Source organism: Escherichia sp. E4736 (assembly GCF_005781225.1).
Taxonomy (GTDB): domain Bacteria; phylum Pseudomonadota; class Gammaproteobacteria; order Enterobacterales; family Enterobacteriaceae; genus Escherichia.
This window is the reverse complement of the sequence record NZ_VATT01000012.1, coordinates 64335-84193: the sequence shown is the minus strand read 5'-3', so window position 1 is coordinate 84193 and position 19859 is coordinate 64335. Positions and strand designations below refer to the sequence as shown.

The 19859-nt window shown below is 52.0% G+C and carries 17 protein-coding genes; 14 read left to right on the top strand and 3 right to left on the bottom strand.

What is annotated here, in order from left to right; translation table 11 throughout:
- Position 1: 1 nt before the first annotated feature.
- The 8 genes from lepA to FEK46_RS09020 all read left to right on the top strand — a co-directional run bounded on the left by lepA (position 2) and on the right by FEK46_RS09020 (position 7129).
- The gene (gene lepA, locus FEK46_RS09055) at positions 2-1801 is read left to right on the top strand and encodes a translation elongation factor 4 (RefSeq protein ID WP_000790173.1); all 1800 of its coding nucleotides are present in this window, start codon (positions 2-4) and stop codon (positions 1799-1801) included.
- A gap of 15 nt (positions 1802-1816) precedes the next feature.
- The gene (lepB, locus tag FEK46_RS09050; RefSeq protein ID WP_000002532.1) at positions 1817-2791 is read left to right on the top strand and encodes a signal peptidase I; all 975 of its coding nucleotides are present in this window, start codon (positions 1817-1819) and stop codon (positions 2789-2791) included.
- A 272-nt stretch (positions 2792-3063) separates the two neighbouring features.
- A complete protein-coding gene (gene rnc / locus FEK46_RS09045; protein WP_001068343.1) occupies positions 3064-3744 on the top strand; it encodes a ribonuclease III in 681 nt (226 codons plus the stop codon).
- Entirely contained in the window at positions 3741-4646 is a 906-nt protein-coding gene (gene era, locus FEK46_RS09040) for a GTPase Era (RefSeq protein ID WP_000020738.1), read from the top strand. Before rnc ends, era begins: the two co-directional genes overlap by 4 nt.
- A gap of 131 nt (positions 4647-4777) precedes the next feature.
- Positions 4778-5506 (top strand): DNA repair protein RecO, encoded by a 729-nt coding sequence (gene recO / locus FEK46_RS09035; RefSeq protein ID WP_130207598.1) that lies wholly within the window; start codon positions 4778-4780, stop codon positions 5504-5506.
- Positions 5507-5517: 11 nt separating this feature from the next.
- Complete coding sequence (gene pdxJ / locus FEK46_RS09030) at positions 5518-6249, top strand: pyridoxine 5'-phosphate synthase (RefSeq protein WP_130207554.1); 732 nt, start codon at positions 5518-5520, stop codon at positions 6247-6249.
- A complete protein-coding gene (acpS, locus tag FEK46_RS09025; protein ID WP_130207552.1) occupies positions 6249-6629 on the top strand; it encodes a holo-ACP synthase in 381 nt (126 codons plus the stop codon). Before pdxJ ends, acpS begins: the two co-directional genes overlap by 1 nt.
- A 419-nt stretch (positions 6630-7048) precedes the next feature.
- Positions 7049-7129: a small toxic protein shoB gene (locus FEK46_RS09020; RefSeq protein WP_130207596.1), complete on the top strand. Its 81-nt coding sequence runs from the start codon at positions 7049-7051 to the stop codon at positions 7127-7129.
- A 193-nt stretch (positions 7130-7322) separates the two neighbouring features.
- Here the strand turns inward: FEK46_RS09020 and yfhL are convergent, their stop codons facing one another.
- The gene (yfhL, locus tag FEK46_RS09015) at positions 7323-7583 is read right to left on the bottom strand and encodes a 4Fe-4S dicluster ferredoxin YfhL (RefSeq protein WP_001196294.1); all 261 of its coding nucleotides are present in this window, start codon (positions 7581-7583) and stop codon (positions 7323-7325) included.
- 55 nt (positions 7584-7638) lie between these two features.
- Positions 7639-8487 carry a MurR/RpiR family transcriptional regulator gene (locus FEK46_RS09010; protein ID WP_130207550.1) on the bottom strand — a complete coding sequence of 283 codons (849 nt, stop codon included), beginning with the start codon at positions 8485-8487 and terminating at the stop codon, positions 7639-7641.
- 207 nt (positions 8488-8694) lie between these two features.
- Between FEK46_RS09010 and yfhb the strand changes: the two genes are divergently transcribed.
- On the top strand, positions 8695-9330 hold the full coding sequence (gene yfhb, locus FEK46_RS09005) for a phosphatidylglycerophosphatase C (RefSeq protein WP_135490549.1): 636 nt from the start codon (positions 8695-8697) through the stop codon (positions 9328-9330).
- A 57-nt stretch (positions 9331-9387) separates the two neighbouring features.
- On the top strand, positions 9388-9891 hold the full coding sequence (gene tadA, locus FEK46_RS09000) for a tRNA adenosine(34) deaminase TadA (protein WP_214251100.1): 504 nt from the start codon (positions 9388-9390) through the stop codon (positions 9889-9891).
- On the opposite strand, the gene mltF is transcribed toward tadA, so the two are convergent.
- Positions 9888-11444, bottom strand: coding sequence for a membrane-bound lytic murein transglycosylase MltF (gene mltF / locus FEK46_RS08995; RefSeq protein ID WP_135559316.1), 1557 nt, complete (start codon positions 11442-11444; stop codon positions 9888-9890). The two genes, tadA and mltF, sit on opposite strands and share 4 nt — an antisense overlap.
- 257 nt (positions 11445-11701) lie before the next feature.
- Between mltF and purL the strand changes: the two genes are divergently transcribed.
- The 4 genes from purL (at position 11702) to glrR (ending at position 19814) form a co-directional block, all read left to right on the top strand.
- Positions 11702-15589, top strand: coding sequence for a phosphoribosylformylglycinamidine synthase (gene purL / locus FEK46_RS08990; RefSeq protein ID WP_135559317.1), 3888 nt, complete (start codon positions 11702-11704; stop codon positions 15587-15589).
- A gap of 596 nt (positions 15590-16185) precedes the next feature.
- Positions 16186-17613 carry a two component system sensor histidine kinase QseE/GlrK gene (qseE, locus tag FEK46_RS08985; RefSeq protein WP_130214661.1) on the top strand — a complete coding sequence of 476 codons (1428 nt, stop codon included), beginning with the start codon at positions 16186-16188 and terminating at the stop codon, positions 17611-17613.
- A 163-nt stretch (positions 17614-17776) separates the two neighbouring features.
- The gene (qseG, locus tag FEK46_RS08980) at positions 17777-18490 is read left to right on the top strand and encodes a two-component system QseEF-associated lipoprotein QseG (RefSeq protein WP_135559318.1); all 714 of its coding nucleotides are present in this window, start codon (positions 17777-17779) and stop codon (positions 18488-18490) included.
- On the top strand, positions 18480-19814 hold the full coding sequence (gene glrR, locus FEK46_RS08975; protein WP_135559319.1) for a two-component system response regulator GlrR: 1335 nt from the start codon (positions 18480-18482) through the stop codon (positions 19812-19814). Before qseG ends, glrR begins: the two co-directional genes overlap by 11 nt.
- Positions 19815-19859 lie beyond the last annotated feature (45 nt).

Here is a 19859-nt window from a genome sequence, read left to right as displayed (position 1 = left end):
TATGAAGAATATACGTAACTTTTCGATCATAGCTCACATTGACCACGGTAAATCGACGCTGTCTGACCGTATTATCCAGATCTGCGGTGGCCTGTCTGACCGTGAAATGGAGGCGCAGGTTCTCGATTCCATGGATCTTGAGCGTGAGCGTGGCATTACCATCAAAGCGCAAAGCGTGACACTGGACTACAAAGCGTCTGACGGTGAAACCTATCAGCTTAACTTTATCGACACCCCGGGCCACGTAGACTTCTCCTATGAAGTTTCCCGTTCGCTGGCTGCCTGTGAAGGTGCATTGCTGGTGGTCGACGCCGGGCAGGGCGTAGAAGCGCAAACACTGGCGAACTGCTACACCGCCATGGAAATGGATCTCGAAGTGGTGCCGGTACTGAACAAGATTGACTTACCGGCAGCCGATCCTGAACGCGTGGCGGAAGAAATTGAAGATATCGTTGGTATCGACGCCACCGATGCGGTGCGCTGTTCAGCGAAAACCGGCGTGGGCGTGCAGGACGTTCTCGAACGTCTGGTGCGCGACATTCCGCCGCCGGAAGGCGATCCAGAAGGTCCGTTACAGGCGCTGATTATCGACTCCTGGTTCGATAACTACCTGGGCGTGGTTTCACTTATCCGTATTAAAAACGGCACCTTGCGTAAGGGCGACAAAGTGAAAGTTATGAGCACCGGGCAGACCTATAACGCCGACCGCCTGGGGATCTTCACGCCGAAACAGGTTGATCGTACTGAACTGAAATGCGGCGAAGTAGGCTGGCTGGTGTGTGCGATCAAAGACATCCACGGTGCACCGGTAGGCGATACCTTAACGCTGGCGCGTAATCCGGCAGAAAAAGCGTTGCCTGGGTTTAAGAAAGTTAAACCGCAGGTATATGCCGGTCTGTTCCCGGTAAGTTCCGACGACTATGAAGCCTTCCGTGACGCGTTGGGCAAACTCAGCCTGAACGACGCTTCACTGTTCTATGAGCCAGAAAGCTCAACGGCGCTGGGCTTTGGTTTCCGCTGCGGCTTCCTCGGCCTGTTGCACATGGAGATCATTCAGGAACGTCTGGAACGTGAATACGATCTTGACCTGATTACCACAGCACCGACAGTAGTGTATGAAGTTGAAACTACGGCAAAAGAAGTTATCTACGTCGACAGCCCATCCAAGCTGCCAGCGGTAAATAACATCTACGAACTGCGCGAGCCGATTGCAGAGTGTCACATGCTGCTGCCGCAAGCGTATCTCGGTAACGTCATTACCTTGTGCGTTGAAAAACGCGGTGTACAGACCAACATGGTCTATCACGGAAACCAGGTAGCGCTGACGTACGAGATCCCGATGGCGGAAGTGGTGCTTGATTTCTTCGACCGACTGAAATCAACCTCGCGTGGCTATGCGTCTTTGGATTACAACTTCAAACGCTTCCAGGCTTCTGACATGGTGCGTGTTGACGTCTTAATCAACGGTGAACGTGTTGATGCGCTGGCATTGATCACCCACCGTGATAATTCGCAAAACCGTGGCCGCGAGCTGGTGGAGAAGATGAAAGATCTGATCCCTCGCCAGCAGTTTGATATCGCTATTCAGGCAGCGATTGGTACGCACATCATTGCGCGTTCCACCGTGAAGCAGCTGCGTAAAAACGTACTGGCTAAATGCTATGGTGGTGATATCAGCCGTAAGAAAAAGCTGCTGCAGAAACAGAAAGAAGGTAAGAAACGTATGAAGCAGATCGGTAACGTTGAGCTGCCGCAGGAAGCGTTCCTTGCCATTCTGCACGTCGGCAAAGACAACAAATAACCCTTAGGAGTTGGCATGGCGAATATGTTTGCCCTGATTCTGGTGATTGCCACACTGGTGACGGGCATTTTATGGTGCGTGGATAAATTCTTTTTCGCACCTAAACGACGGGAACGTCAGGCAGCGGCGCAAGCGGCTGCCGGGGATTCACTGGATAAAGCAACACTGAAAAAGGTTGCGCCGAAGCCAGGTTGGCTGGAAACCGGGGCTTCTGTATTTCCGGTGCTGGCTATCGTATTGATTGTGCGTTCATTTATTTATGAACCGTTCCAGATCCCGTCAGGTTCGATGATGCCGACTCTGTTAATCGGTGACTTCATTCTGGTAGAGAAATTTGCTTACGGCATTAAAGATCCTATTTACCAGAAAACATTGATCGAAACCGGTCATCCGAAACGTGGCGATATCGTGGTCTTCAAATACCCGGAAGATCCGAAGCTTGATTACATCAAGCGAGCGGTAGGTTTACCGGGCGATAAGGTCACTTATGATCCGGTCGCGAAAGAAGTGACCATTCAACCTGGATGCAGTTCTGGTCAAGCGTGTGAAAACGCGCTGCCGGTAACTTATTCCAACGTTGAACCGAGCGATTTCGTACAGACCTTCTCGCGTCGTAACGGCGGGGAAGCGACCAGTGGCTTCTTTGAAGTGCCGAAAAACGAAACCAAAGAAAATGGTATTCGTCTTTCCGAACGTAAAGAGACGTTGGGCGATGTAACGCATCGTATCCTGACTGTGCCAATCGCCCAGGATCAGGTAGGGATGTATTACCAGCAACCAGGACAACAACTGGCAACCTGGATTGTCCCGCCGGGTCAATACTTCATGATGGGCGATAACCGCGACAACAGCGCGGACAGCCGTTACTGGGGCTTTGTGCCGGAAGCGAATCTGGTAGGTCGGGCAACGGCAATCTGGATGAGTTTCGATAAGCAAGAAGGTGAATGGCCGACAGGTGTGCGCTTAAGTCGCATTGGCGGCATCCATTAATTGCTGCTTCTCGTTCACGTTGTCGTCATTCTGGCGGCAACGTGAATTATTTATGAGATAAATCTCCCCAGGCTAACGACATCCCTTATCGTTGTGTATAGAATATTCCCCCGAAGTTTAAGGTTGGCGCCTTCTGGTTGCCACGGCACACGAAACAGCGTTGGTTTCCATATATGGCGTAATGAATCCGCGACAAAGCGGTTAACAGAGCCTATGTGTATCAGGTCTGTTTCGTGTGCTGAATTGTTGACGCATTTATTTATTGGTATCGCATGAACCCCATCGTAATTAATCGGCTTCAACGGAAGCTGGGCTACACTTTTAATCATCAGGAACTGCTGCAGCAGGCATTAACTCACCGCAGCGCCAGCAGCAAACATAACGAGCGTTTAGAATTTTTAGGCGACTCAATCTTGAGCTACGTTATCGCTAATGCGTTGTATCACCGTTTCCCGCGTGTGGATGAAGGCGATATGAGCCGCATGCGCGCCACGTTGGTCCGTGGCAATACGCTGGCAGAACTGGCACGCGAATTTGAGTTAGGTGAGTGCTTGCGTTTAGGGCCGGGTGAACTTAAAAGCGGTGGATTTCGTCGCGAGTCAATTCTCGCCGACACCGTCGAAGCATTAATTGGCGGCGTATTCCTCGACAGTGATATTCAAACTGTCGAGAAGTTAATTCTTAACTGGTATCAAACCCGTCTGGACGAAATTAGCCCAGGCGATAAACAAAAAGATCCGAAAACGCGCTTGCAAGAATATTTGCAGGGTCGCCATCTGCCGCTGCCGACTTATCTGGTAGTTCAGGTACGTGGCGAAGCGCACGATCAGGAATTTACTATCCACTGCCAGGTCAGCGGCCTGAGTGAACCGGTGGTTGGCACAGGTTCAAGCCGTCGTAAGGCTGAGCAGGCTGCCGCCGAACAGGCGTTGAAAAAACTGGAGCTGGAATGAGCATCGATAAAAGTTACTGCGGATTTATTGCCATCGTCGGACGTCCGAACGTTGGCAAATCCACGCTGCTGAACAAACTGTTGGGGCAGAAAATCTCCATCACTTCCCGCAAAGCGCAGACAACTCGTCACCGCATTGTGGGTATCCATACTGAAGGCGCGTATCAGGCGATCTACGTCGATACCCCGGGCCTGCATATGGAAGAGAAGCGTGCTATTAACCGCCTGATGAACAAAGCGGCGAGCAGCTCCATTGGCGACGTTGAGCTGGTGATTTTTGTCGTTGAAGGCACCCGTTGGACGCCGGACGATGAAATGGTGCTCAACAAGCTGCGTGATGGCAAAGCGCCGGTGATCCTCGCGGTGAACAAAGTGGACAACGTGCAGGAGAAAGCCGATCTGCTGCCGCACCTGCAGTTCCTTGCAAGCCAGATGAATTTCCTCGATATCGTGCCAATCTCCGCCGAAACCGGACTTAACGTTGACACTATCGCGGCAATCGTGCGCAAACACCTGCCGGAAGCGACGCATCACTTCCCGGAAGATTACATCACCGACCGCTCACAGCGGTTTATGGCCTCTGAAATCATCCGTGAAAAACTGATGCGTTTCCTCGGCGCAGAACTGCCGTACTCCGTGACCGTGGAGATCGAACGTTTTGTCACCAATGAACGTGGTGGTTACGACATCAACGGTTTGATTCTCGTTGAGCGTGAAGGGCAGAAGAAGATGGTCATTGGCAACAAAGGGGCCAAGATTAAAACCATCGGTATTGAAGCGCGTAAAGACATGCAGGAAATGTTCGAAGCGCCTGTCCATCTTGAACTGTGGGTAAAAGTGAAATCCGGCTGGGCCGACGACGAACGCGCACTGCGTAGTCTCGGTTACGTTGACGATCTTTAATTAGCATACTCTATGACTTTCGAGGTGCAGGAAGGCGGCAAGACCGTGAATCCCTGGGAGCTTACTAAAGTAAGTGACCAGGGTGAACGGGTGCAGCCAGGGCACCTGCAACTTGAAAGGCGACGAGTATGATGGAAGGCTGGCAGCGCGCATTCGTATTGCATAGTCGCCCGTGGAGCGAAACCAGCCTGATGCTGGACGTCTTCACGGAGGAATCGGGCCGCGTGCGTCTGGTTGCCAAAGGCGCACGCTCTAAACGCTCTACCCTGAAAGGTGCATTACAGCCTTTCACGCCTCTCTTGCTTCGCTTCGGTGGGCGCGGTGAAGTCAAAACACTGCGCAGTGCTGAAGCTGTCTCATTGGCGCTGCCATTAAGCGGTATCACGCTTTACAGCGGTCTGTACATCAACGAGCTTCTCTCCCGCGTGCTGGAATACGAGACGCGCTTCTCGGAACTCTTTTTCGATTACTTACACTGCATCCAGTCTCTGGCTGGGGCTACTGGCACACCGGAACCCGCGTTGCGCCGCTTTGAGCTGGCATTGCTCGGGCATCTGGGTTATGGCGTCAATTTTACCCATTGTGCAGGTAGCGGCGAACCGGTGGATGACACCATGACGTATCGTTATCGCGAAGAAAAAGGGTTTATCGCAAGCGTCGTTATCGACAATAAAACCTTCACCGGGAGGCAGTTGAAAGCGTTACACACGCGGGAATTTCCTGACGCAGACACATTGCGTGCCGCGAAACGCTTTACCCGCATGGCGCTTAAGCCGTATCTTGGCGGTAAACCTTTAAAGAGCAGGGAACTGTTCCGGCAGTTTATACCTAAGCGAACAGTGCAAACACATAATGACTGATGAGGATTGTCATGGCTGAATTACTGTTGGGCGTCAACATTGACCATATCGCAACGCTGCGTAATGCACGTGGTACTGCTTACCCCGATCCGGTGCAGGCCGCGTTTATTGCCGAGCAGGCTGGCGCGGATGGCATTACCGTGCATTTGCGTGAAGATCGTCGCCACATTACTGACCGCGACGTGCGCATCCTGCGTCAGACGCTGGATACCCGCATGAATCTGGAAATGGCGGTGACCGAAGAGATGCTGGCGATTGCCATTGAGACGAAGCCTCATTTTTGCTGCCTGGTACCGGAAAAGCGCCAGGAAGTGACAACTGAAGGTGGCCTGGACGTCGCAGGTCAGCGTGACAAAATGCGCGATGCCTGTAAACGTCTGGCGGATGCCGGGATTCAGGTTTCTCTGTTTATTGACGCAGATGAAGAGCAGATCAAAGCTGCAGCAGAGGTAGGCGCCCCGTTTATCGAGATCCATACTGGTTGTTATGCCGATGCCAAAACTGACGCTGAACAGGCGCAAGAGCTGGCGCGCATTGCTAAAGCCGCGACCTTTGCTGCAAGTCTCGGTCTGAAAGTTAACGCCGGCCACGGTCTGACCTATCACAACGTGAAAGCCATTGCCGCCATTCCTGAGATGCATGAACTGAATATCGGCCATGCCATTATTGGTCGTGCAGTGATGACCGGACTGAAAGATGCGGTGGCAGAAATGAAGCGCCTGATGCTGGAAGCGCGTGGCTAATGGCAATATTAGGTTTAGGCACGGATATCGTGGAGATCGCTCGCATTGAAGCGGTGCTCGCCCGATCCGGTGAGCGCCTTGCTCGCCGCGTATTAAGCGATAACGAATGGGAAATCTGGAAAACGCACCAACAGCCAGTGCGTTTTCTGGCGAAGCGTTTTGCTGTGAAAGAAGCGGCGGCAAAAGCGTTTGGAACCGGGATCCGCAATGGTCTGGCGTTTAATCAGTTTGAAGTGTTCAACGATGAGCTTGGTAAGCCACGGTTGCGACTGTGGGGCGAGGCATTAAAACTGGCGGAAAAGCTGGGCGTCGCACATATGCATGTGACGCTGGCAGATGAACGTCATTATGCTTGCGCCACGGTAATTATTGAAAGTTAAAATAATACCGTTCTCTTTATAAAGTAAAACCCCCGAACTGGTAAGGAACGGGGGTTTTACTTTATAACTTTAATTTTGTACAGCATGCACCCTCAACAACAGCGATTATGGATCAGGGTGGTTATCTTTTACAAGCAACTTGCAATCTTTATCATAAAAACTCGAGCCTTTACGAAGAAAGCGATATTGATGGAAATATTAACGTGACCGCAAATTCGTAAGTACATTAAAATTGGTTTCGTTATTGGCGATTTTGCTGTGCTTTACACCATGCCACTGAATTCCCCCATTGAAACGAGTGGTGTCGTCAAAGCTCTGGTGTGGAGTGCAGCATGCATCCTCAATAACTCGCACGTTCAGTTTTGGGGAGATGTAAGGGCTAATCTGAACGGCTGCATTCCTTGTTTAAGGAAAAACGAATGGCTGATTGTCGATACCTGTTTAAACGGGTCATTAAAGTCATCATTGCTGTTTTACAGCTGATCCTTCTGTTCTTATAACACAAGGAAACGTACTTAAGGCGCGTCAGGTTAACCAGCCAGGCGCGCCTTTAATAATTATAAATAAACGTCTGCGCAGATATTATATGAATTCATTTGATAAATGATTATGCTGTTGTCATCATTTTAATAAATATAATAGCGTTAAGCTTTTGTCTATAAATAATTAATATTCTACTTCAGGAGCAGAATATTAAATTTTATCTGCGTGATGCATTAGCACAAATTTATCCCACAACTGCTCTTCTGTCTCGACATGCGCCGGATCTTTCACAATAGTATTAGGGATCGGACACACTTTCTGGCAGGTTGGCGTCTCGTAGTGACCTACGCATTCGGTACACTTATCGCTGTTAATCTCGTAGATATGTTCACCCATTGAAATCGCCTCATTCGGGCATTCAGGTTCACACATATCACAATTGATGCATTTTTTAGTGATTAACAGCGCCATAAGGAAACTCTCAAAACAACACAAACCGGGCGGGCATTATACGCGCATTCTTTGCTCAAACCAGTTTTTTCACCAGTGCCTCGCTGTGGCGAATGCGCTCAGGGGCCAGTTCCAGGTCTTGCTGAATTAGCGCAATGAACAGCAAATCTGTAAGCATTCCCTGAGCGTGACAAGCGGAGATCGATGCACTATTCGTCGCCTGTTCTTCGGCAATAGTATACAGGCAGTGGGACGCTCGTTGTTGCAAAGCATTCGGCGTGAAACCGGTAATTGCCAGCACCTTTCCACCCACGCGCAGCATCTCATCTGCCGCGAGATTTAACTCACGTCGTACACCAGTGTAAGAGATGGCTAATAACAGGTCGTCCGGTGAAGATGCCTGTACAGTAGCGAGCAACGCATGCATATCGCGTTCTGCGGCAGCATTGAAACCAATCTTCATCAGTTTCCAGGCAAAGTTTTGCGCTACCAGACCCGAAGCACCAATGCCAGTTAAAATAATCCGCCTCGCAGAACGCAGCATCACTACGCATTCATGCAATTTCTCTTCACTGTTAACGTTCAGCGTCGCATACATGGCAGCCGTGTTTTCTTTTATGAGTTTTTCACCCACCAGTCGCAGCGGATCATCACCGCGAATTTGGTTATGAATGGGGACAGAAGGGGATTCCGGCTGGCTCGCCAGAGCTTCGCTTAACGCCAGTTTTAAGGCTGGAAAACCTTTATAGCCGAGTTTTTGTGCGAATTTCACCACGCTGGATTGACTGACCCCAGCTTCGTTGGCCAATTGCTGCGAACTTAAATGGCGCGCCGTATCAGGTTGTAGCAGGAGATAGTCCGCCAGTTTTTTATCACTCTGGGCAAGCTGCTGGTAACGCTGACGAATACGAAGTAAGCCGTTCATATCTTTCCTCGCGATGAAATAATGGCGACAACAGGCAATATGAGACACAAGCGAGTGAATATTATATTCCATAGCTTGTAAGATCTATGAATTAAAAATTCCATTCAGCATTATACGGTAGATTGTTGCCGGAAAAGTGATGATCTATCTGTTAGGCTATGTAGTAGCGATGATTAATCAGGATGTTTCAGTCCAGAGGAGTATGGTTTGGCAACTCACGAGCGTCGTGTGGTGTTTTTTGACTTAGATGGAACATTGCATCAACAGGATATGTTCGGTAGTTTTCTGCGCTACTTACTGCGTCGCCAACCGCTGAATACACTGCTTGTCCTGCCGCTATTGCCGGTTATTGCCATGGCATTATTGATAAAAGGCCGTGCTGCGCGCTGGCCGATGAGCCTGCTATTGTGGGGATGCACTTTTGGTCACAGCGAAGCGCGTTTACAGGCATTAAAAGCCGATTTTGTACACTGGTTTCGCGACAATGTTACTGCCTTTCCGCTGGTGCAAGAGCGCCTGACCACCTACTTGCTCAGTTCCGATGCTGATATCTGGTTGATTACCGGTTCTCCACAGCCGCTGGTTGAGGCGGTCTATTTCGATACGCCCTGGTTACCGCGGGTGAATCTTATCGCCAGCCAAATTCAGCGTGGTTATGGCGGCTGGGTATTGACAATGCGTTGCCTCGGGCATGAGAAGGTCGCGCAACTAGAACGCAAAATCGGCACGCCACTGCGGTTGTACAGTGGTTACAGCGACAGTAATCAGGACAACCCGCTGCTTTATTTCTGCCAGCATCGTTGGCGAGTAACCCCGCGCGGTGAACTCCAGCAACTGGAATAGAGTAAAGCATAGCGTCCGTGTATAATGCGCCGCGCTTTTATAACCGGAGTTTTCTTTTTGTCTGAAGTCGAATTAAGTCACGAATACTGGATGCGCCATGCCATGACGCTGGCAAAGCGTGCCTGGGACGAGCGGGAAGTACCGGTCGGCGCGGTATTGGTGCATAACAACCGGGTAATCGGCGAGGGCTGGAATCGTCCGATTGGTCGGCATGATCCTACCGCGCACGCTGAAATCATGGCCCTGCGTCAGGGCGGTCTGGTGATGCAAAATTATCGCCTGATCGACGCCACATTATATGTCACGCTGGAGCCGTGTGTGATGTGCGCCGGAGCGATGATTCACAGCCGGATTGGTCGTGTAGTTTTTGGTGCACGAGATGCGAAAACGGGGGCTGCCGGATCATTAATGGATGTGTTGCACCATCCGGGCATGAATCACCGGGTGGAAATCACGGAAGGGATATTGGCGGAAGAGTGTGCAGCGCTGCTCAGCGACTTCTTTCGCATGCGCCGTCAGGAAATCAAAGCGCAGAAAAAAGCGCAATCTTCTGCGGATTAATTTTTCTTCTTTTCACTTCCCTTCCTGGAAAACAGCAGCGAAGGGGAGTGTGTCAGATAGTTAGATGACGACTGTGAAAGAAACGAGAGAAAAGGAAATTTCCCTTTACTCAATTCTGTTGGCGACACTGCCGGATAATCCTGAGCCAGCTGCAACGCCGCTTCTGTTGCCTGCTTTTCTTTCTCTTGCAGATACCCCACCAGACTAATCTGATACTTACGGATATTCTCGACATAGGCGTAAGCTTCATGTCCCCGCGCATAACCGTAAGTCAGCTTGCTGTAATAGGGTTTCTGGCTAAGTAAAGGCAGACGTTGTTTAACATCGGTCCAACTGTCTGGATTACCTTTGGTTTTTGCCGTCAGGGCGCGAGCATCCAGCATATGCGCATAACCCATATTGTAAGCGGCGAGCGCAAACCAAATCCGTTCATTTTCTGGCACGCTTTCCGGCACTTTACTCATCATATCCTGCAAATAACGCGCGCCGCCGCTGATGCTTTGTTCAGCATCGGTACGATCGGTAATGCCCAGGCTTTGCGCGGTATTTTTGGTCAACATCATCATGCCGCGCACACCGGTCGGCGAGGTGGCCTGCGCGTCCCAATGTGATTCCTGGTAAGCAATAGCCGCCAGCAAACGCCAGTCAATTTCCTCGGCGTATTTCTCAAACAAAGGTTTTAATTGTGGCAGCACCGCATCGACGGCGCGTAAAAATGTGCGCGTATCGACATAATCAAAATCATCGCCATGCCCCAGGTATTTCTCTTCAATGCGTGCCAGCGTGCCGTCCTCATTCATTTTGTTGAAGAAGTCGAGCAGAGCTGCGGAAAGGGTATTATCGTCATCTAACTGGCTAAACCAGGTCACTGGTTGTTCATCGGTGATATCGAGTGCCACGGCGAGTTCCGGGTGAACTCGCTGGAACAGGCTGATGGCGACAGAATCAGCAATGGTGTAATCCAGCTTACCTCCGATGACATCTTCCAGTAATTCCGCTGAGCCTTTTTTGTCGTCCACCTTCCAGCTTAAATCCGGGAATTTAGTTTCTTTCAGTCTTTGTAGATCGTTAACGACGACGTGTCCTGGTGCGATGGAGAGCTGTTCCGCCGTCAAATTGCCCAGCGTGCGTGGGCGATATTGACCCACTTTGTAAACCAGTTGTTGTGATACGGAATAATAGGTAGGACCAGGCTGATAGTTTTTTACCCGCTCACTGTTATAAACCAGACCTGCTGCCAGCAGGTCGGCGTTGCCGTTGTCGAGATCGTCAAACAACTGGCTGATATTCTGCCGTACGGTCACTTTCAGTTTCACGCCGAGGTAGTCGGCAAATTGTTTGGCCAACTCATAATCCAGCCCGGAAGATTTACCGTTAATCTCATTCCATGTGAGGGGAGTATGAATGGTGCTCACGCGCAATTCTCCCCGCGCTTGAATGGCGGCGATACGGTTGTCGGCTTTACCAAACCAAGGAATAGATGGCCAGAGAGCTACCGCGAGAAGCAGTGCCAGAATGCCAATGAACAGATAATTAATCTTTAATTTTTTCAATTAGTTAATTCTCTGTGTCGTTCGTGTCCTGGCTTGAAAAAACGATATGCTAAACAAAGGTATAATCATCAATGAGCGGCATTTTGCGTAAACCTGTGCCAGTTGGCAACTTATTACAGCCATTGGCGGCACGCGTTGCTAATTCACGATGGTGATTTTATTTCCACGCAAACGGTTTCGTCAGCGCAGCAGATTCTTTATAATGACGCCCGTTTCCCCCCCTTGGGTACACCGAAAGCTTAGAAGACGAGAGACTTATGATGGAAATTCTGCGTGGTTCGCCTGCACTGTCGGCATTCCGAATCAATAAACTGCTGGCGCGTTTTCAGGCTGCCAGGCTCCCGGTTCACAACATTTACGCCGAGTATGTCCATTTTGCTGACCTCAATGCGCCGTTAAACGAAGAAGCGCACGCGCAACTTGAACGCCTGTTGAAATATGGTCCGGCACTCGCCAGCCATGCCCCGGAAGGCAAATTACTGCTGGTGACCCCGCGCCCAGGCACCATCTCTCCCTGGTCTTCAAAAGCGACCGATATCGCCCATAACTGCGGGCTGCAACAGGTAAACCGCCTTGAGCGCGGCGTGGCTTACTATGTAGAAGCCGCTACGCTGACCAATGAACAGTGGCAGCAGGTTACCGCTGAACTACACGACCGTATGATGGAAACGGTCTTTTTTGCTTTAGATGATGCAGAGCAGCTGTTTGCGCATCATCAACCGACTCCAGTCACCAGCGTTGATTTACTGGGGCAGGGCCGTCAGGCGCTGATCGACGCTAACCTGCGTCTCGGCCTGGCACTGGCGGACGATGAAATTGACTATCTGCAGGATGCTTTCACAAAGCTTGGTCGTAATCCGAACGACATCGAGCTGTATATGTTCGCCCAGGCGAACTCTGAGCACTGCCGCCACAAAATTTTTAACGCCGACTGGATTATCGACGGTGAACAGCAGCCGAAATCGCTGTTTAAGATGATCAAAAACACCTTCGAAACCACGCCGGATCACGTTCTCTCAGCTTATAAAGATAACGCCGCGGTGATGGAAGGTTCTGAAGTTGGCCGCTACTTTGCCGACCACGAAACGGGCCGCTACGATTTCCATCAGGAACCGGCGCACATCCTGATGAAAGTCGAAACTCACAACCACCCGACGGCGATTTCTCCGTGGCCGGGTGCGGCGACGGGGTCTGGCGGTGAAATCCGTGATGAAGGTGCCACCGGACGCGGCGCGAAGCCGAAAGCCGGTCTGGTCGGTTTCTCCGTTTCCAACCTGCGTATTCCTGGCTTTGAACAGCCGTGGGAAGAAGATTTCGGTAAGCCTGAGCGCATTGTCACCGCGCTGGATATCATGACCGAAGGTCCGCTGGGCGGCGCGGCATTTAACAACGAATTTGGTCGTCCGGCACTGAACGGCTACTTCCGTACTTATGAAGAAAAAGTGAACAGCCACAACGGCGAAGAGCTGCGCGGTTATCACAAACCGATCATGCTGGCGGGCGGGATCGGCAACATTCGCGCCGATCACGTACAAAAAGGCGAGATCAACGTTGGTGCGAAGCTGGTCGTTCTCGGCGGTCCGGCAATGAACATTGGTCTTGGCGGCGGTGCGGCGTCTTCTATGGCGTCTGGTCAATCTGATGCCGACCTCGACTTTGCTTCTGTTCAGCGCGACAACCCGGAAATGGAACGTCGTTGCCAGGAAGTGATCGACCGTTGCTGGCAGCTTGGTGATGCCAACCCAATCCTGTTTATCCACGACGTTGGCGCAGGCGGTCTTTCTAACGCGATGCCGGAACTGGTAAGCGACGGCGGGCGCGGCGGTAAATTTGAACTGCGCGACATCCTGAGCGACGAACCGGGCATGAGCCCGCTGGAAATCTGGTGTAACGAATCCCAGGAACGTTACGTGCTGGCGGTTGCTGCCGATCAGTTACCGCTGTTTGACGAACTGTGTAAGCGTGAACGCGCGCCCTACGCGGTGATTGGTGAAGCGACCGAAGAACTGCATCTCTCCCTACACGATCGTCATTTTGATAATCAGCCGATCGATCTGCCGCTGGACGTACTGCTTGGTAAAACACCGAAGATGACCCGCGATGTGCAAACGCTGAAAGCGAAAGGCGACGCGCTGGTCCGTGAAGGGATCACCATTGCTGACGCGGTGAAACGTGTGCTGCATCTGCCGACCGTGGCGGAGAAAACCTTCCTTGTGACCATTGGCGACCGTAGCGTAACCGGCATGGTGGCGCGCGATCAGATGGTTGGCCCGTGGCAGGTGCCGGTCGCTAACTGTGCGGTCACTACTGCCAGCCTCGACAGCTACTACGGTGAAGCGATGGCAATTGGCGAACGTGCGCCAGTTGCGCTGCTGGATTTCGCCGCTTCTGCCCGTCTGGCGGTCGGTGAAGCGTTAACCAACATCGCCGCAACACAAATTGGCGATATCAAACGCATTAAACTTTCCGCCAACTGGATGGCGGCGGCAGGTCATCCTGGCGAAGATGCTGGCCTGTATGAAGCTGTTAAAGCGGTGGGCGAAGAGCTTTGTCCGGCGCTGGGCCTGACGATCCCGGTGGGTAAAGACTCTATGTCGATGAAAACCCGCTGGCAGGAAGGTAACGAAGAGCGTGAAATGACGTCGCCGCTGTCGCTGGTGATTTCTGCATTTGCCCGCGTGGAAGATGTGCGTCACACCATCACGCCGCAGCTTTCTACCGAAGATAACGCACTGCTGCTGATTGATTTGGGCCTTGGCAATAACGCGCTGGGCGCAACGGCGCTGGCGCAGGTTTATCGTCAGCTTGGCGACAAACCGGCTGATGTGCGCGACGTCGCACAACTGAAAGGCTTCTATGACGCGATTCAGGCGCTGGTTGCACAGCGTAAGCTGCTCGCGTACCACGACCGCTCTGATGGTGGTCTGTTGGTGACGCTGGCGGAAATGGCATTTGCCGGTCATTGCGGCATTGAAGCGGATATCGCCTCTCTGGGCGACGATCACCTGGCGGCGCTGTTTAACGAAGAGCTGGGTGCGGTGATTCAGGTTCGTGCCGCTGACCGTGAAGCGGTTGAAGCGGTACTGGCACAGCATGGCCTTGCTGAGTGCGTCCATTATGTTGGCCAGGCGGTTTCCGGTGACCGTTTTGTGATTACCGCCAACGGGCAGGCTGTATTCAGCGAAAGCCGTACCACGTTGCGTGTCTGGTGGGCAGAAACCACCTGGCAGATGCAGCGCCTGCGTGACAACCCGGAGTGCGCCGATCAGGAACATCAGGCGAAATCCAACGACGCTGATCCGGGCCTGAATGTGAAACTGTCGTTCGATATTAACGAAGATGTAGCAGCTCCGTTTATCGCTACTGGCGCGCGCCCGAAAGTTGCCGTACTGCGTGAGCAAGGCGTGAACTCGCATGTTGAAATGGCGGCAGCTTTCCATCGTGCGGGCTTCGATGCTATCGACGTGCATATGAGCGATCTGCTGGCTGGACGCACTGGTCTGGAGGATTTCCACGCCCTGGTCGCGTGCGGTGGTTTCTCCTACGGTGATGTGCTGGGTGCCGGTGAAGGTTGGGCGAAGTCTATTCTGTTCAACAACCGTGTACGCGATGAGTTTGCAACCTTCTTCCATCGTCCGCAAACGCTGGCGCTGGGGGTATGTAACGGTTGCCAGATGATGTCTAATCTGCGTGAGCTGATCCCAGGTAGCGAGCTGTGGCCTCGTTTCGTGCGTAACACCTCCGATCGCTTTGAAGCGCGTTTCAGCCTGGTTGAAGTGACCCAAAGCCCGTCTCTGCTGTTGCAGGGGATGGTGGGCTCGCAGATGCCGATTGCTGTGTCTCACGGTGAAGGGCGCGTTGAAGTACGCGACGCGGCGCATCTGGCGGCACTGGAAAGCAAAGGGCTGGTTGCGCTGCGCTATGTCGATAATTTCGGCAAAGTCACCGAAACCTATCCGGCTAACCCGAACGGTTCCCCGAACGGTATTACGGCGGTCACTACCGAAAGCGGTCGTGTCACCATTATGATGCCGCACCCGGAACGTGTTTTCCGTACTGTCAGCAACTCCTGGCATCCGGAAAACTGGGGCGAGGATGGCCCATGGATGCGTATTTTCCGTAATGCGCGTAAGCAGCTGGGGTAAGGCTGCGGAAATTCCACGCAACCCATTGTTTTGTAGGTCGGATAAGGCTTTCACGCCGCATCCGGCATTACACACAACCACTTCGCCAACAATTATAAGCTCCCAACTCCGGGAGCTTTTTTTGTGTCTGTAAATCACGACAATGGGTGGTTTGCCGTGTCGCTTATAGGTGACATATAACTTATTGATTTAATTTAAAACGAATAATTTAAGCTTTGGGCGTCTCTTTTAAGCGACACACTGGCTGATTTATAGTCAACCAGTGGAACAGCCATTAATCCATTAAAGCTATGTTTTATCAGTACGTTATCAAACTATTTTATTTATTGGCACAGTTACTGCATAATAATAACCAGTGGCTCATTCACCCACTTATGTCAGCCCCTTCGGGACGTGCTACATAAAATTCGAATGACGCACAACAAGGTGCCTGCCGTCCAACTTCTGATATCAGCGTAGCTATATCAACCATCGGGCGAAACGTCGAGTTAGGCACCGCCTTATTCCACAACAAAGCCGGGTAATTCCCGGCTTTGTTGTATCTGAACTCCCCCTCGGTTAGCATCAGGCTATTCGCGTCTGACGAGAGTAACACCTTGAAACGCTGGCCTGTTTTTCCCCGTTCATTACGACAATTAGTCATGCTGGCATTCTTGCTGATTCTGCTGCCTCTGCTGGTACTGGCATGGCAAGCCTGGCAAAGCCTTAATGCGCTTAGCGATCAGGCGGCGCTGGTCAATCGCACAACGCTTATTGACGCCCGGCGCAGTGAGGCAATGACTAATGCGGCACTGGAGATGGAGCGTAGCTACCGTCAGTATTGCGTGCTGGACGACTCAACCCTGGCGAAGGTCTATCAAAGCCAGCGTAAACGTTACAGCGAAATGCTCGATGCCCACGCTGGCGTGCTGCCGGACGATAAACTTTACCAGGCATTGCGTCAGGATTTGAACAATCTTGCCCAACTCCAGTGTAACAACAGTGGGCCGGATGCGGCGGCTGCCGCGCGTCTGGAAGCTTTTGCCAATGCCAATGCCGAAATGGTACAGGCCACGCGCACCGTGGTGTTTTCACGCGGGCAGCAACTCCAGCGAGAGATAGCCGAACGCGGACAGTATTTCGGCTGGCAGTCACTGGTGTTGTTTCTGGTGAGTCTGATAATGGTGCTGCTTTTCACCCGAATGATTATTGGTCCGGTGAAAAATATCGAGCGGATGATCAACCGTCTGGGGGAAGGACGCTCACTGGGTAATAGCGTCTCGTTTAGTGGACCGAGCGAGTTACGCTCGGTAGGGCAACGTATTCTTTGGTTAAGTGAACGCCTGTCATGGCTGGAATCCCAGCGCCATCAATTTTTAAGACATTTATCTCATGAATTAAAAACGCCACTGGCGAGTATGCGCGAGGGCACTGAATTACTGGCTGACCAGGTTGTCGGGCCGCTTACGCCAGAGCAAAAAGAGGTGGTGAGCATCCTTGATAGCAGCAGCCGCAATTTGCAAAAACTTATAGAACAACTGCTTGATTACAACCGTAAACAGGCAGATGGCGCGGTGGAACTGGAGAATGTTGAGTTAGCACCGTTGGTGGAGACGGTAGTTTCCGCTCACAGTCTGCCAGCTCGGACTAAAATGATGCATACCGACGTTGATCTCAAGGCAACAGCATGCCTGGCGGAACCCATGTTGCTGATGAGCGTGCTGGATAATCTTTACTCCAATGCGGTGCACTACGGGGCTGAATCCGGTAACATTTGCCTTCGCAGCAGTTTACATGGCGCACGGGTTTATATTGATGTCATCAATACAGGCACGCCCATTCCGCAAGAGGAACGCGCCATGATCTTCGAACCCTTTTTTCAGGGAAGTCACCAGCGAAAAGGGGCGGTGAAGGGGAGCGGTCTGGGATTAAGCATTGCCAGGGATTGTATTCGCCGTATGCAGGGGGAACTGTATCTGGTCGACGAGAGCGGGCAAGACGTTTGCTTCCGCATTGAATTGCCTTCGTCGAAAAACACGAAATAATGTTAAGGCCTATCCCATTAGGCTATTTTATTTGCCAGTTCGGCCCCGGGCAGTGCTCGAAATCCTCACGTACTACGTGTACGCTCCGGTTTCTCCGCGCTGTCCGTATCCAAACTGCCTGCAACAATTACGCCCACTGGGATAGGCTCTGAGTCTGGTGAATATGCGACACATTTTTCAACGATTTTTATCCCGACGGCTGTGGCTGGCGGGGTTGCCTTGTCTGGCGCTGCTGGGCTGCGTGCAGAATCACAATAAGCCAGCCATTAATGCGCCAGTAGAAGAAAAAATCCCGGTTTATCAACTGGCTGATTATCTTTCTACTGAATGTAGCGACATCTGGGCGCTGCAAGGTAAATCAACTGAAACTAACCCGCTTTACTGGCTACGGGCGATGGATTGCGCCAACCGCTTAATGCCAGCGCAGTCGCGTCAGGAAGCGCGCAAGTATGGTGATGGCAGCTGGCAAAATACCTTTAAGCAGGGGATTTTGCTTGCCGATGCCAAAATCACGCCTTTTGAGCGCCGCCAACTGGTTGCGCGCATTGATGCGTTAAGTACTGAGATCCCGGCGCAGGTTCGCCCGTTGTATCAACTCTGGCGCGACGGACAGGCGCTGCAACTGCAACTGGCGGAAGAGCGCCAACGTTACAGTAAACTCCAGCAATCCAGCGACAGCGAACTGGACGCCCTTCGCCAGCAACATCACGTTCTACAGCAACAACTGGAACTTACCACCCGCAAGCTGGAGAACCTGACGGATATTGAACGCCAACTCTCGACTCGCAAACCGGCCGGAAATTTTCCACCGGACACGCCGCACGAGAGTGAAAAAACCGCGCCATCTACCAATGAGGTCACCCCTGATGAGCCATAAACCTGCGCATTTATTATTGGTCGATGACGATCCGGGATTACTGAAATTACTTGGCCTGCGCCTGACCAGCGAAGGCTACAGCGTGGTCACGGCAGAAAGTGGTGCCGAGGGGCTGCGGATACTGAATCGTGAAAAAGTGGATTTAGTCATCAGCGACCTGCGGATGGATGAAATGGATGGTATGCAACTATTTGCTGAAATCCAGAAAGTGCAGCCAGGTATGCCGGTAATCATCCTCACCGCGCATGGCTCCATTCCCGATGCCGTTGCCGCGACACAGCAGGGCGTGTTTAGTTTCCTCACCAAGCCCGTTGATAAAGACGCGCTATATCAGGCAATTGATGATGCACTGGAGCAATCTGCCCCAGCCACCGACGAACATTGGCGCGAGGCGATTGTCACTCGCAGCCCGCTGATGCTGCGCTTGCTGGAACAGGCGCGGCTGGTGGCGCAATCAGACGTTAGCGTTTTGATTAACGGTCAGAGCGGCACCGGGAAAGAGATTTTTGCCCAGGCTATCCACAACGCCAGCCCGCGTAACAGCAAGCCGTTTATTGCCATTAACTGTGGCGCATTGCCCGAGCAGTTGCTGGAGTCGGAGCTGTTTGGTCATGCACGCGGCGCGTTTACTGGTGCCGTCAGCAATCGCGAAGGTTTATTCCAGGCGGCGGAAGGCGGTACGCTGTTTCTCGATGAGATTGGCGATATGCCCGCACCTTTGCAGGTCAAATTGCTGCGCGTATTGCAGGAACGAAAAGTCCGTCCGCTGGGCAGTAACCGCGATATTGATATCGACGTGCGGATTATTTCTGCGACTCACCGCGACCTGCCAAAAGCGATGGCGCGCGGGGAATTCCGTGAAGATCTCTATTACCGCCTCAACGTTGTCAGCCTGAAAATTCCGGCACTGGCGGAGCGCACGGAAGACATTCCGCTGCTGGCAAATCACTTGTTGCGTCAGGCAGCAATACGGCATAAACCGTTTGTCCGCGCGTTCTCCACCGATGCGATGAAACGCCTGATGACTGCCAGCTGGCCGGGAAATGTGCGCCAGTTGGTGAACGTGATTGAACAGTGTGTGGCGCTGACATCATCTCCGGTGATTAGTGATGCGCTGGTGGAGCAGGCGCTGGAGGGCGAAAACACGGCGCTGCCCACCTTTGTTGAGGCGCGTAATCAGTTTGAACTCAACTACCTGCGCAAGCTGCTGCAAATCACTAAAGGCAACGTCACTCACGCGGCGAGAATGGCGGGGCGCAACCGGACAGAATTTTATAAACTGCTTTCCCGACACGAGCTGGATGCAAACGATTTCAAGGAATGAATCGGTGTAATGTGTTACGTTTAGCAGATCAAAAGACAGGCGACC

Excerpts from the sequence above, each read along its gene's own strand:
- lepA (WP_000790173.1), top strand. The coding sequence starts at position 2 with ATGAAGAATATACGTAACTTTTCGATCATAGCTCACATTGACCACGGT.
- lepB (WP_000002532.1), top strand. The coding sequence starts at position 1,817 with ATGGCGAATATGTTTGCCCTGATTCTGGTGATTGCCACACTGGTGACG.
- rnc (WP_001068343.1), top strand. The coding sequence starts at position 3,064 with ATGAACCCCATCGTAATTAATCGGCTTCAACGGAAGCTGGGCTACACT.
- era (WP_000020738.1), top strand. The coding sequence starts at position 3,741 with ATGAGCATCGATAAAAGTTACTGCGGATTTATTGCCATCGTCGGACGT.
- recO (WP_130207598.1), top strand. The coding sequence starts at position 4,778 with ATGGAAGGCTGGCAGCGCGCATTCGTATTGCATAGTCGCCCGTGGAGC.
- pdxJ (WP_130207554.1), top strand. The coding sequence starts at position 5,518 with ATGGCTGAATTACTGTTGGGCGTCAACATTGACCATATCGCAACGCTG.
- acpS (WP_130207552.1), top strand. The coding sequence starts at position 6,249 with ATGGCAATATTAGGTTTAGGCACGGATATCGTGGAGATCGCTCGCATT.
- FEK46_RS09020 (WP_130207596.1), top strand. The coding sequence starts at position 7,049 with ATGGCTGATTGTCGATACCTGTTTAAACGGGTCATTAAAGTCATCATT.
- yfhL (WP_001196294.1), bottom strand. The coding sequence starts at position 7,583 with ATGGCGCTGTTAATCACTAAAAAATGCATCAATTGTGATATGTGTGAA.
- FEK46_RS09010 (WP_130207550.1), bottom strand. The coding sequence starts at position 8,487 with ATGAACGGCTTACTTCGTATTCGTCAGCGTTACCAGCAGCTTGCCCAG.
- purL (WP_135559317.1), top strand. The coding sequence starts at position 11,702 with ATGATGGAAATTCTGCGTGGTTCGCCTGCACTGTCGGCATTCCGAATC.
- qseG (WP_135559318.1), top strand. The coding sequence starts at position 17,777 with ATGCGACACATTTTTCAACGATTTTTATCCCGACGGCTGTGGCTGGCG.
- glrR (WP_135559319.1), top strand. The coding sequence starts at position 18,480 with ATGAGCCATAAACCTGCGCATTTATTATTGGTCGATGACGATCCGGGA.